This is a genomic window from Janthinobacterium pasteuri, assembly GCF_051380775.1.
In the GTDB taxonomy this organism is placed as follows: Bacteria; Pseudomonadota; Gammaproteobacteria; order Burkholderiales; family Burkholderiaceae_D; genus Janthinobacterium.
This window is the reverse complement of sequence record NZ_JBNYXS010000004.1, coordinates 154948-167698: the sequence shown is the minus strand read 5'-3', so window position 1 is coordinate 167698 and position 12751 is coordinate 154948. Positions and strand designations below refer to the sequence as shown.

9 protein-coding genes are annotated in these 12751 nt (G+C 60.6%); 8 read left to right on the top strand and 1 reads right to left on the bottom strand.

Annotation, left to right across the window (positions count from 1 at the left end; all coding sequences use genetic code 11):
* Positions 1–64 precede the first annotated feature (64 nt).
* From ACQ4WN_RS06440 to ACQ4WN_RS06430, 3 genes are all read left to right on the top strand, one after another.
* The gene (locus ACQ4WN_RS06440; RefSeq protein ID WP_436550768.1) at positions 65–5404 is read left to right on the top strand and encodes a PAS domain S-box protein; all 5340 of its coding nucleotides are present in this window, start codon (positions 65–67) and stop codon (positions 5402–5404) included.
* A gap of 397 nt (positions 5405–5801) precedes the next feature.
* Entirely contained in the window at positions 5802–6671 is an 870-nt protein-coding gene (locus tag ACQ4WN_RS06435; protein WP_436550767.1) for a head GIN domain-containing protein, read from the top strand.
* A 70-nt stretch (positions 6672–6741) separates the two neighbouring features.
* Entirely contained in the window at positions 6742–7014 is a 273-nt protein-coding gene (locus ACQ4WN_RS06430) for a YkgJ family cysteine cluster protein (RefSeq protein WP_436550766.1), read from the top strand.
* Positions 7015–7037: 23 nt separating this feature from the next.
* Here the strand turns inward: ACQ4WN_RS06430 and ACQ4WN_RS06425 are convergent, their stop codons facing one another.
* Complete coding sequence (locus tag ACQ4WN_RS06425; RefSeq protein ID WP_436550765.1) at positions 7038–7286, bottom strand: hypothetical protein; 249 nt, start codon at positions 7284–7286, stop codon at positions 7038–7040.
* A 147-nt stretch (positions 7287–7433) separates the two neighbouring features.
* Here ACQ4WN_RS06425 and ACQ4WN_RS06420 point away from each other — a divergent pair, with 147 nt between their 5' ends.
* From ACQ4WN_RS06420 to ACQ4WN_RS06400, 5 genes are all read left to right on the top strand, one after another.
* On the top strand, positions 7434–8204 hold the full coding sequence (locus tag ACQ4WN_RS06420) for a DeoR/GlpR family DNA-binding transcription regulator (protein ID WP_436550764.1): 771 nt from the start codon (positions 7434–7436) through the stop codon (positions 8202–8204).
* A gap of 33 nt (positions 8205–8237) precedes the next feature.
* Positions 8238–9386 (top strand): MFS transporter, encoded by a 1149-nt coding sequence (locus ACQ4WN_RS06415; RefSeq protein ID WP_436550763.1) that lies wholly within the window; start codon positions 8238–8240, stop codon positions 9384–9386.
* A 167-nt stretch (positions 9387–9553) separates the two neighbouring features.
* Positions 9554–10399, top strand: a complete 846-nt coding sequence (locus tag ACQ4WN_RS06410) for an undecaprenyl-diphosphate phosphatase (protein WP_436550762.1) — start codon at positions 9554–9556, stop codon at positions 10397–10399.
* Positions 10400–10405: 6 nt separating this feature from the next.
* Positions 10406–12229, top strand: coding sequence for a DNA helicase RecQ (gene recQ / locus ACQ4WN_RS06405; RefSeq protein ID WP_436550761.1), 1824 nt, complete (start codon positions 10406–10408; stop codon positions 12227–12229).
* The gene (locus ACQ4WN_RS06400) at positions 12229–12711 is read left to right on the top strand and encodes a hypothetical protein (RefSeq protein WP_436550760.1); all 483 of its coding nucleotides are present in this window, start codon (positions 12229–12231) and stop codon (positions 12709–12711) included. The genes recQ and ACQ4WN_RS06400 overlap by 1 nt, the downstream gene beginning before the upstream one ends.
* Positions 12712–12751: the final 40 nt, after the last annotated feature.

The window sequence follows — 12751 nt, the reverse complement described above, 5'->3', positions numbered from 1 at the left end:
GTGCTACTGGTATGCACCGGAGCCGCTCTGTCCCGCGCTGCCTCCTGAATGAAAAGGTTATTGCGTGAGCTTCCTGAAAAACATTCCCCCTCGCAGCCGCACCATCCTTATCGCACTCGGTTGTGCCTTGATGTTGACACTATTGACGGCCGAGATATGCCTCATGGCGGGCGAACACGAGCGAACCCAGGCGCTTGCATCATTAAAGTCTCGCCTTGAAGCTTCTTCTGGACTGCGGGCGGCGACCTTAACGAGAGAAATAGACCGGCTACGCCTGGATGTCCGCTTTCTCGCAACGGTGCCTCCGGTACAGGGCATGGTAAGGGCCATGGGCAATGGTGGATACGATGCCGCCGAGAAAACGCCGGCGGCATTCTGGAGGACGAGTCTGCAGGAGATTTTCAGCAGCTATATCAAGACCAATCCCGCCCTGACCCAGGTGCGCTTCATCGGCGTGGCCAAGCATGGCTTGGAACTGGTGCGGGTTGATCGTCGGCACAACAACATCGTCGTTGTGCCAGTTGATCAATTGCAGTCCAAAGGTGACCGCGATTACTTTCAGTCGGTGCTGCGCCTGGCGCCTGGCCAGGTCCATGTTTCCGACCTCAACCTCAATCGTGAGCATGGCCAGCTCGAACTCCCCTACGTACGGACCCTGCGCACCAGTACGCCGGTGTTCGCGCCCGATGGAACCCTGTTTGGGATGATCGTCATTAATCTGGACATGCAATCAGCATTCGCTGACCTGACCAACAACTCGTCCAAGAACATTCGCGTCTATCTGACCAATGCCCAAGGTGACTACTTGCTCAATCCTGATGCGCGTCACGTCTTTGGCTTTGAACTTGGACAACGCTGGCGTTGGCAAGATGACCATCAGTTGTTATCTTCCGACATCAGGCATCCCGGCGCCATGCAGGTATTTGCTGGTGCCGATGGACTTGAAAATGCGGTTCAGCGCACCATTGCACTCGATGAGCACGATCCCCATCGCTTCCTCACGCTGACACTGGTGCAGTCCGATGCCGTCATCGCGGGCACGGTGGCCAGTACCGAACGCATGGTGCTGGCCATTATCCTGGGCGGCATTGTTATCGCAAGCCTCATCGTCTATGTCTTTTTGCGCATGAAGACGGCCGCCGGTGAAAAACGTGCGGAGTTGGCAGCGATCGTGGAAAGTGCGCATGACGCCATTATCAGTAAAACGTTGCAAGGCAAGGTCACCAGCTGGAATCACGGTGCCGAGGAGCTGTTTGGCTATTCCAGCGCAGAGGCAGTGGGCCAGTTATTGAGCAGTTTAATCGTACCGCATGAATTTCTTGAGCAAGAGCTCGATATTTTGGCGCGCGTCGGTAGGGGGGAAAGGATAGACAATCTGATCACCACCCGGCACCGCAAGGATGGCAGCAAGATCGATGTTTCGGTGATGGTGTCGCCGATTCGCAACGGCCAGGGACTAGTCATCGGCGTTGCCAAAACGGTGCGCGACATTAGCGCACAAAAGGTGATAGAAAAAGAAATACTCACCTTGAATGCCACGCTGGAGCAACAGGTCAGTGAGCGCACGGCTGAGATTCAAAGTTATTTTGTGGTGCAGCAAGCTATTTTAAATAGTGCAGGATATGCCATCATCGCCACCGATCAGGCTGGCCTCATTACAGTATTTAATCCGGCCGCTGAAAAAATGCTCGGCTACAGTGCCAGCGAGACTATCGGCAAGCTCAATCCGGGAATTTTTCACGACCCGCTTGAGGTTGCTGATAGGGCGGCGCAATTTTCGGCCGAGCTAAATGAAGTCGTCGTGCCAGGTTTTGACGTCTTCGTCATCAAAGCGTTGCGTGGCTTATCCAACGAATATGAATGGACCTACGTGCGCAAAGACGGGCGACACATTCCTGTCGTATTGTGCGTGACGGCACTAAAAGCACAAAACGGCGATATCTTTGGCTATCTCGGCGTTGCTGCAGACCTGAGCGAACGCCGCGCGGCCGAACAGGCACTCGAAGCCAACAGCCGGTTCTTAAATACCCTGAGCGCCAATATTCCGGGCTTGGTCGGCTATTGGGATAGTGAGTTGCGCTGCCGGTTCGCCAATATTGCCTATCTGGATTGGTTTGGCAGGACCCGGGAACAGATGGAAGGCATGTGCATGCAAGAGCTGTTGGGTGAGGCAGTTTTCCAGCAAAATACCCCGTACATCAACGCGGCCCTCAAAGGTGAAAGCCAGACCTTTGAGCGTACCCTGACAAAAATAGATGGCAGCAAAAAATGTACCTTGGCGCATTACATTCCTGACATCGATCATGGCATGGTGCGCGGTTTTATCGTGCTTGTGACGGACATTACTGAGCTCAAGCAGGCCCAGATTGCCCTGGAAGTGCTCAATGATGACCTGCAATTGCGCTCCCGTGACCTGGAACGGACGGGCCAGATCGCCGGCGTGGGCGCCTGGACCGTGTATCTGAAGGAAAATAGAATCGTGTGGTCGGATCAAACTTGCCGCATGCATGACATGCCCACCGACTATAACCCGACGATGGAAGAAGCCATCCATTTCTATGCCCCCGAAGCGCGCCCGGTCATCCAAGCGGCGTTGCAACAGGCGTTGGAAAAGCATACGCCTTGGAATCTGGAGTTGCCGCTCATGACAGGGCAGGGCCGTCCGATATGGGCGCGCGTGGTCGGCGAGGTGGAGTTGGACGACAGCGGTCACCCTTTGCGCCTGGTGGGGGCATTTCAGGATGTTACCGAGCGGCGCTTGGCATCTGCTGCCTTGAGCGCAGCGCGCGACCAGTTGCTGATGGCTTCCGATGTGGCTGGCCTGGGCATCTGGACGTGGGTGCTGGCTGACAATGCTCTGGAGTGGAACGACTTGATGTACGCGCTGTACGACCAGCCCAATTCACTCAGACACACGGGCTTGAATTATGAACACTGGCGCGCTCGCGTGCATCCGGATGATGTCGAGGCGACGGCGGCCCAGCTGCAGGCCGCCGTCGAAGGGCGCGCTATCTACGATCCCGTGTTCCGCGTGGTCCATACCAACGGCGATGTGCGCCATATCAAGGCCGGCGCGTATATTGAGCATGATGTCCAGGGCAAAGCGGTGCGGGTGACCGGCATCAATCTCGATGTGACGGACCATATCGAGATCGAGTCGAGCTTGCGGGCGGCCAAGGAGTTGTCGGACGCTGCCAATCGCGCCAAATCGGAGTTTCTGGCAAATATGAGCCACGAAATTCGCACGCCCATGAATGCCATCCTGGGCATGCTACAGTTGCTGGCGCAGACCGGGCTCAGTCATCGGCAGGGCGATTACGTCGGCAAGGCGGACACTGCCGCGCGCACGCTGTTGAGTATCCTCAATGATATTCTGGATTTTTCCAGAGTGGAAGCGGGCAAGCTGACGCTGGACCCGCATCCCTTCAACGTTGACCGGCTGTTGCGCGACGTGTCAGTGATTTTATCGGCCAATTTGGGCAGCAAGGAACTCGAAGTGCTGTTTGAAATCGATCCTGCGATGCCACGCTGGATTGTCGGCGACGCTTTGCGGCTGCAGCAAGTCTTGATTAATTTGGCCGGCAACGCCATCAAATTTACGGAACGGGGCGAAGTCGTGTTGTCCGTGACGGTGGAGGCGCAAGAACCGGCCCGGCTAGCGTTGTCGTTTGCCGTACGCGACACCGGGATCGGGATCTCGCCGGAGCAATGCGCGCGTATTTTCCAGGGCTTTTCGCAGGCGGAGGCATCCACCGCGCGCCGCTATGGCGGCAGCGGCCTGGGCTTGGCCATCAGTGAGCGGCTGGTGCAGCTGATGGGCGGCACCCTGGCCGTCAACAGCGTCGTCGGCGAGGGCAGCACATTTCATTTTACGATCGACTGCGCGCCTGCCGATGTGCCTGAACTGCAGGGACAGCAAGGCGGCATGATCGATATGCAAGACTTGCATTGTCTGCTGGTGGACGACAACGACTGCGCCAGACAGATATTGCAGGACATGCTGCAGTCGTTCGGCTGGTCGGTCGACAGCGCCAGTTGCGGCACCGAGGCTTTGCGTCTCGTTGAGCAAGGTGCCAGGGAACAGGAATACGATGTGATCTTTGTTGACTGGCGCATGCCCGAAATGGATGGATGGGAAACGTGCGAAAGGATACGCCAGTTGTTGCGGCCCGATACCTGTTCCATGGTGATGATGGTAACGGCGCATGGGCGCGAACTGCTCGCGCAACGACAAAGCCAAATGCCCAGTCTGTTTGACGGCTTTCTGGTCAAGCCGGTGACTGCTTCTATGCTCTTTGATGCCGTCGCCGAGAGCCGCGCCAGTTTGGGAAAAGTCATTCCTGTCACAGCGCATCAGATGGTGAGCCAGCTGCGTCTGGCTGGGCTGCGCATCTTGGTGGTCGAAGATAACCTGATCAATCAGCAAGTCGCCCATGAGCTGTTGAGTAACGATGGGGCCATGGTCTCTGTCGCCGCCAGCGGGCAGGCAGGTATCGACGCGGTCAATGGCGCCGTTCACTTATTTGATGTCGTGCTGATGGACATACAAATGCCGGATATGGATGGCTATGCCGCGACTCGCATCATCCGTCAACAATTCACCCAGGAAGCATTGCCCATTATCGCGATGACAGCCAATGCGATGCCTGCGGACCGCGACGCGGCCCTGGCCGCAGGCATGAATGACCATGTCGGCAAACCATTCGATCTGACGCAACTGATCGGGGTCATTTTGCAATATACCAGGTGCGCTCTGCCCCCCGATGCGGTGCTCCCGACAGAAGCGGGCGAGGCCGATGAGATGGTTGATTTCGACGTGAGCTCTGCCCTGCGCAGATTGGGCGGAAGCATCCTGATTTATCAGCGGGCACTCAAAGGCTTCATCCAGGAAGTGGGCAGCTTTGAATCGGATTTTCGGAAGGCCGTTCAAGACAAACAGTATGCTGATGCCCATCGTATATTGCATACGCTGAAGGGTGTTTCCGGGACCATAGGTGCCAATCGTCTTACCGAGATGGTCATCAAAGAAGAGCAGTTGCTGGAGCACCAGACATCCAACGACGCCTGGCGTGAACTCGATGAATTATGGCTGCTGGCGGCGCAGGTAATCGAGGCGGCCAAGCAATATCTGGCGCAGATGGCTCCGGCGACCAATGCCCCCTCGCCGATATCGGACATCGCCGTTCTACGTACTCGGGTAGTAGAACTGCAGCAATTGCTCGCTGCTGGAGACCTGGAGGCCGACGACGCGTTCGGTCGCATACAGGACGCGTTCGGCACACTGATGCCGGCCGAATTTGCATTGATCGAGGAAAGTATTGAAGCGTTAAATTATCAAAAAGCGACCGAGCTATGTAGTCGGCTCTTGGAGGCCACCGCGATCGCCCCAAGCGGTGACCTATAGTTGCAACGATCTGCACTGATGATGGGCCGGGCCGACACGGCAATTGGCGGCATCACGCCGAAACAGAAGCGTGCCTTGGCCGCTTAACCTCTACTTTTAGCGTGCTCTAAAAATGGGGGGATTACCAAACCCTATGTGCGCAGCAGGGAACGCTGCCGGGCACGCCGAACACGGGTACTGTACGCCCAGTACTGGCGTTGACGACACCTCCTCTGGCGCCGGACCTGCGGCGCCGGGTGAGCCAGAATGCGTTTCAGCCCCCGTTTTGCGCAGTTCATCGCATTTCCACTCAGCAAGCGTGTCGGATTTGCTACCTTGCCATCGACAGCACGGCAGCCGCGGCGCGGCAGCCGGCTTTTTTCTTGTCCTGAACTACAACAATCACAAAGGAAACACCATGCGTACCTTGCTGGCCCTGTGCTGTGCCGTTACCCTTGGCGGTTGCGCCATCGTCATCAACCCCAATGATGGCGAAGTGCGCTATGCCGACGCGGGTGGCAATGCCATCCAGGGCAACGAGCAAGTGAGCCGTGACGTGCGCCAGGTCAGCACCATCAACACGCTCGACATCGACAGCATGAAACGCATCGATATGAAGATCGACGTGCGCGTCGGACCGGCAACCTCGCTGGTGATCGAAGCGGACAGCAATTTGCAGCAGCGCATCCATAGCGAAGTGAGCGGTAATACACTGCGCATCTGGAGCGATACGAACATTCGCAGCAGCAATGGCATCCACGTCATTTATACGACGCCGCACTTGAATAAGATCAACATCTCCGGCTCTGGCCGTCTGGTGGCCAGTGGTTTCAATGGCGAAGATTTCAGCCTGGAGCAACGTGGTTCGATGAAGAGCGAACTGTCGGGTACGGTGGGACGTTTCGATGTGGCCAACAATGGCTCGGGCAGCATCAACGCGGCGGCGCTCGCCAGCGGCAACACGGACGCGGTGCAGAACGGTTCGGGCAACATCCAGCTGGGTAGCGTGCGCGGCGAACGCATCAACGTGGCAGTCAATGGTTCGGGCAGCATCAACGCCAGCGGCACCGTGCAGCGCCTCGACGCCACCGTGAATGGCTCCGGTGATATCAACCTGGCCGCCCTGCGCAGCGACGTTGCCTATCTGGCGAGCAATGGTTCCGGCGACGTCGATGTCACCGTCCAGAATGAAGTCAACGCCCGCGCCAGCGGTTCCGGCCGCATCACCGTGCATGGCGATCCGGCCCGCCGCACCCTGTCGGGCAAGCGCGTGAGCATCGTGCGTTAAACGCGCCCTGGCGCGGCGCGGGGGCCGGCTTGCTATACTGTCGGCTCCTCACCCGCTCGCCTGAAATCCCATGTCACCATCTGCCACCCTGGCATGCCGCCCATCGTGTGGCGCCTGCTGCACCGCACCGTCGATCACCAGCCCGATTCCCGGCATGCCGGATGGAAAACCTGCGGGCGTGCGCTGCGTGCAACTGGCCGACGACAACCGCTGCAAGATCTTTGGCCTGCCGGAGCGGCCCGCGTTTTGCGGCGGCCTGCAGCCTTCCGAAGACATGTGCGGCAGCAGCCGCGAACATGCCATCGGCTGGCTGGCAGAGCTGGAGCGGCTGACGGCGCCCTGAACGCCGGCGCCAGCCCTCTCCCTTTAGCGGCCGTCTTCGACTGCTGCCGATGCTTCCTCAGCGTCGCGCAGGCGCTTGTATTCCAACAACATCGCAAGGCCCAGATAGATCAGCAGCAGGAACAGGGAATCGCGCGCGTCGCGCCAGCCCAGCGTAGCGTAGCGCAGCCAGTGCATGACATTTAAAAACAATACCGCCCCCAGCATTCCCCATCCATGGCGGCGCATGGCACCACCCAGCAAGACGACCAGCAATGATGTACGTGACAGCATGATGTTCCCTTATCCATTCTATTTTTTGCAACACTAACAGAAATTATGCCTTTCCGGCAATGCCTGCCAAGATAATACAAGCGGCTTGACTCCGATTGCACGTTTGCATATATTCATGCACATTCATGCACGTTTTAATATACCCCTATGTCCGCCACCCTGCTCCTCAAACAACGCCACGCGCTGATCCAGCAACAATTGCACGCCGACGGCCGCGTGCTGGCGCTGGACCTGGCGCGCCAGCTTGATGTCTCCGAAGATACGATACGGCGCGACTTGCGCGAGATGGCGGCGGCCGGCCTGTGCCAGCGCGTGTATGGCGGCGCCCTGCCGCTGGCGCCCGACGGCGGCAGCTTGACGCAGCGCAGGCAGGAAGCGCCGGAACGCAAGGCGAGCCTGGCGCAGGCCGCCGTGTCGCTCGTGCGCGCAGGCCAGGTGCTGTTCCTCGACGCGGGGTCAACCAACCTTGCCATCGCCAGCGCCTTGCCGGAGTTGGCGCTCACTGTCATCACCAATGCCCCGGCGATTGCCATGCTGCTCATGGAACGCCCCGAAATCGAGCTGATCATGGCTGGCGGCAGGGTCGACCGCCGTGCCGGCGCCAGCCTGGGCCCGCAGGCGCTGCGCACCGTCGAACGCATGCATCCCGACCTGTGCTTTCTCGGTGCCTGTGGCGCCGATGCGGACGCGGGGATCACGGCCTTTAATTATGACGAGGCCGAATTCAAGCGCAGCATCGCCGGTGCCAGCAAGGCCGTCGCCGTGGCCGTCACCAGCGACAAACTGGGCACGGCCGCCCCCTTCGGCGTGCTGGCCACGGGCTTGCTGCAGCACCTGGTGCTCGAAGCCGATGCCGATGCGGCCCACATTGCCGCCTTTCAACGGCTGGGCGTGCAAGTGCTGCGGGCCCGCACCTGATTTAATCCACCCCGACTCTGGAAAACCGCTCCCATGCACCTCACCGGTACCCTGCAACAACGCGCCACGCGCCTGGTCTTCTTCGCTGCCGGCCTCGGTATGGCCGCCTGGGCCCCGCTGGTTCCCTACGCCAAGTCGCGCCTGGGCCTCGATGAAGCCACCCTCGGCATCTTGCTGCTGTGCCTGGGCGCCGGCTCGCTGTGCGCGATGCCGTTTACGGGCGTGCTCGCGGCCCGCTTCGGTTGCCGCAAGGTCATCGTCGGCGCCGGCCTGCTCCTGACCGCCATCCTGCCCGGCCTGGCGCTGGCCGCCACGCCGCTGCAACTGGGCCTGGTGCTGCTGGTGTTCGGCGCGGCCATGGGCACGTTCGACGTGGCCATCAACATCCAGGCCGTGATCATCGAAAAGGCCAATGGCGGCGCCATGATGTCGGGTTTTCATGCGCTGTTCAGCGTGGGCGGCTTTGCCGGCGCGGCCTGCATGGCCCTGCTGCTGTGGCTGGGCCTGACACCGGCCTGGTCCTGCGTGGTGGTGATGCTGCTGCTGTGCGGGGTGCTGGGCGCGGCGCAAGGCCATCTGCTGCCGACGGCATCAAACTCGGGCGAAAAGACGCCGCTGTTCGTCATGCCGCACGGCGCCGTCATTTTCATCGGCTTGCTGTGCTTTATCGTCTTCCTGGCCGAAGGCGCCATTCTCGACTGGAGCGCCCTGTTCCTCACCACCACGCGCGGCGTGGAAGAAGCCAAGGGCGGCCTCGGCTATGCCGCCTTCGCCATCGCCATGACGCTCGGCCGCTTCACGGGCGACAAGGTCGTCAGCCGCTTTGGCGGCAAGCGTGTGCTTACTATTGGAGCGCTGTGCGCAGCGGCCGGCTTCTTCCTGGCCGTGCTGGCGCCGCATGCCAGCCTGGCCATGGCCGGCTTCGTACTGATCGGCCTGGGCGCCGCGAACATCGTGCCCATCCTGTTCACGGCCGCCGGCAACCAGCGCGCCATGCCAGCCAGCCTGGCGGTGGCGGCCATCACCACCATCGGCTATGCCGGTATCCTGGCCGGTCCGGCCGTCATCGGTTTCGTGGCGCACGCCACCAGCCTGAATACCGCCTTCGCCATGCTGGGTGCCGCCCTGCTGCTGGTGGCGGCCAGCGCGCGCCTGGTCGCGCCGGCAAAACAAGTCTGCTGATCCCCCTCCGGCCTGGCGGACAGCGCTAAAAAAGCGCCGCCCGTCAGCGCCCAAATAAGGTCGGCAAGCCGCTGTCGTGGTAAGCTTCGACCCCGCACACATTGCTGGCGCCACGCACTCACCCCATCCTGTCACTTATACCCGTACTTATACCCTTTTATACATCTATGGATCTCATTCTTGCGTTAAAAGCCATCATCATGGGGCTGGTCGAAGGTTTTACCGAATTTTTGCCGATTTCTTCCACCGGTCATCTGATCCTGGCCGGCAGCCTGCTCGACTTTACCAAGGATGTCTCGAAAGAAGTCATGGATGTCTTCGAGATCGCCATCCAGGCTGGCGCCATCCTGGCCGTCTGCTGGGAATACCGCCAGCGCATCGGCAGCGTGCTGTCCACCTTCAGCACCGAGGTCAAATCGCGCAAGTTCGTGCTGAACGTCGCCATCGCATTCCTACCACTGGCCATCATCGGACTGGCCATCGGCAAAATGATCAAGCATGCGCTGTTCAAGCCCGTGCCCGTGGCCATGGCCTTCATCATCGGCGGCATCATCATCTTGCTGGTGGAGCGCCGCGCGCGCACTAACCCCGTCACCGTGCGCGTCAACTCGGTCGATGAAATGACGCCGCTCGACGCCTTGAAAGTGGGCTGCGCCCAGGCGTTTGCGCTGATTCCCGGCACCAGCCGTTCCGGCTCGACCATCATCGGCGGCATGCTGCTGGGCCTGTCACGCAAGACGGCCACCGAATTTTCGTTCTTCCTGGCCATCCCCACCCTGCTGGCGGCCACCTTCTACTCGCTGTACAAAGCGCGCGACATCCTGTCGGCCACCGATGTACCCCTGTTCGGCCTGGGCACCGTGGCCGCCTTCATCTCCGCCTTCCTGTGCGTGCGCTGGCTGCTGCGTTACATCAGCTCGCACGACTTCACGTTTTTTGCCTGGTACCGCATCGTCTTTGGCTTGCTGGTCCTGGCCAGCGCCCACTACGGCTGGGTTGTTTGGGCAGCATAAGGCACTATGAATCAAGATCTTAACCAGCGCGCGCTGCACCTGCTGCAAACCGTTTTCGGCTACCCGGCCTTCCGCGGCCAGCAAGCCGATATCGTCGACCACGTCAGCCATGGCGGCGACGCGCTGGTGCTGATGCCCACGGGCGGCGGCAAGTCGCTGTGCTATCAGATTCCTGCCCTGCTGCGCGATGGCGTAGGCGTCGTCGTCTCGCCGCTGATCGCGCTGATGCAGGACCAGGTGGACGCGCTGGAGGAAGTCGGCGTGCGCGCCGCCTTCCTCAATTCCACGCAAACCTACGAAGAAGCGAGCCGCATCGAGCGCCTGGTGCGCACGGGCGGCATCGACGTCGTCTACGTGGCGCCCGAGCGCCTGATGACGCAGCGTTGCCTGGACCTGTTCCAGGCGTCAAAAATCTCCCTGTTCGCCATCGACGAGGCGCATTGCGTGGCCCAGTGGGGCCATGACTTCCGTCCCGAATACATCAAGCTGTCGGTGCTGCACGAGCAGTTTCCGGACGTGCCGCGCATTGCGCTCACGGCCACCGCCGACCCGCAGACGCGCGCCGAAATCGCCCTGCGCCTGCAGCTGGAAGACGCGCGCCAGTTCGTCTCGTCCTTCGACCGCCCGAACATCCGCTACCAGATCGTGGAAAAGGCGAATGGCCGCAAGCAGCTGCTCGACTTCATCAACACGGAACACACGGGCGACTGCGGCATCGTCTACTGCCTGTCACGCAAGAAAGTCGAAGAGACGGCGGAATTTTTGAACCAGAGCGGCATCCGCGCCCTGCCGTATCACGCCGGCATGGAGTACGCCAAGCGCAGCGCCAACCAGGCGCGCTTCCTGCGTGAAGAAAATATCGTGATGGTCGCCACCATCGCCTTCGGCATGGGCATCGACAAGCCCGACGTGCGCTTCGTCGCGCATCTGGATCTGCCGAAGAGCATCGAGGGCTATTACCAGGAAACGGGCCGCGCGGGCCGCGACGGCATGGCCGCCAATGCCTGGATGGCGTATGGCTTGCAGGACGTGGTGCTGCAGCGGCGCATGATCGACGAATCGGAAGCGGACGACACCTTCAAGCGTGTGCTGGGCGTGAAACTCGATGCCATGCTGGGCCTGTGCGAAACGCTCAGCTGCCGCCGCATGCGATTGCTCGAATACTTCGGCGAACCGGCTTCGCCGTGCGGCAATTGCGACACTTGCCTGGTGCCGCCCGTGTCGTTCGACGGCACGGTACCCGTGCAAAAACTGCTGTCGGCCATCTACCGCGTCGACCAGCGCTTCGCCGGCGGCCATGTGATCGACGTGCTGCGCGGCGTGGAATCGGAACGCATCAAGACCTGGCACCACGACTCGCTTTCCGTGTTCGGCATCGGCTCGGACCTGGGCGAGGCGGAGTGGAAAGCAATTCTGCGCCAGGCCATCGCGCTGGGCCTCGTCTCGGTCGACCATGAGCAATACAGCTCGCTGAAACTGACGGACGCTTCGCGCCCCGTGCTCAAGGGCGGCCAGAAGGTGCAGCTGCGCCAGTACCAGAAACCCGTGAAGACCAGCAAGCGCAGCACCAGTGTGGCGAAGGGCTATGTCGAGACGGATCTTTCCGCCAGCGAGCAGGCGATTTTCGACAAGCTGCGCTGGTGGCGCGTGGAGACGGCGCGCACGCACAACGTGCCGGCCTACGTCATTTTTGTCGACGCCACCCTGCGCGAAATCGCCAAGGCCAAGCCCACCTCGCTGGAGCAGATGCGCGGCGTGAGCGGCGTGGGCGAGAAAAAACTGGCCTCGTACGGCGACGAAATCGTCGCCATGATTCTGGAGATGACTTAATGGAAGCACTCTCGTCCGACCTGATCTATCAGGCCGTGAAAATTCTCGGCGCCCAGCCTGACGCCGACGACGCGGTGGAAGCGCAAGTACGTGCCCTGGTGCAGGATGACCTCACCATGCGCCGCCTGGCCGACGTGGTGCCGGAAGCCTTCGGCCTGGTGCTGGCGTCGCACCTTCCCGGCGCCGAAAACATGACCCTGCCCGACACCTTCTGCGCCCAGGAAGAAGACGGCGAATGGGTGGAGTTCCCCCTGTGCCGCGAACCGATCTTTGTCGTCGCTGCCGATATCGCCCAGCATACCTTCCACAATGGCCCGCGCGCGCTGATAAAAAACCTGGCCGACCGCAGCTCCTTGCTGTCGGCCATCAACAAGGGCTTGAACGCGGGCGGCTCGCTCGATGGCACGACTCTGGGCCCACCCTCCTTCTTCGGCCTGCCCGCTTCGCTGTACCAGCCGGCGGCATCGACCGGCAAGGCCTGACCACCATACCTTGCATGCGCCCTTGATAAGAGAACGGTCC

What these genes read in the sequence shown, in the direction of transcription:
- ACQ4WN_RS06435 (WP_436550767.1), top strand. Translation starts at nt 5,802, where the DNA reads ATGCGTACCTTGCTGGCCCTGTGCTGTGCCGTTACCCTTGGCGGTTGC.
- ACQ4WN_RS06430 (WP_436550766.1), top strand. Translation starts at nt 6,742, where the DNA reads ATGTCACCATCTGCCACCCTGGCATGCCGCCCATCGTGTGGCGCCTGC.
- ACQ4WN_RS06425 (WP_436550765.1), bottom strand. Translation starts at nt 7,286, where the DNA reads ATGCTGTCACGTACATCATTGCTGGTCGTCTTGCTGGGTGGTGCCATG.
- ACQ4WN_RS06420 (WP_436550764.1), top strand. Translation starts at nt 7,434, where the DNA reads ATGTCCGCCACCCTGCTCCTCAAACAACGCCACGCGCTGATCCAGCAA.
- ACQ4WN_RS06415 (WP_436550763.1), top strand. Translation starts at nt 8,238, where the DNA reads ATGCACCTCACCGGTACCCTGCAACAACGCGCCACGCGCCTGGTCTTC.
- ACQ4WN_RS06410 (WP_436550762.1), top strand. Translation starts at nt 9,554, where the DNA reads ATGGATCTCATTCTTGCGTTAAAAGCCATCATCATGGGGCTGGTCGAA.
- recQ (WP_436550761.1), top strand. Translation starts at nt 10,406, where the DNA reads ATGAATCAAGATCTTAACCAGCGCGCGCTGCACCTGCTGCAAACCGTT.
- ACQ4WN_RS06400 (WP_436550760.1), top strand. Translation starts at nt 12,229, where the DNA reads ATGGAAGCACTCTCGTCCGACCTGATCTATCAGGCCGTGAAAATTCTC.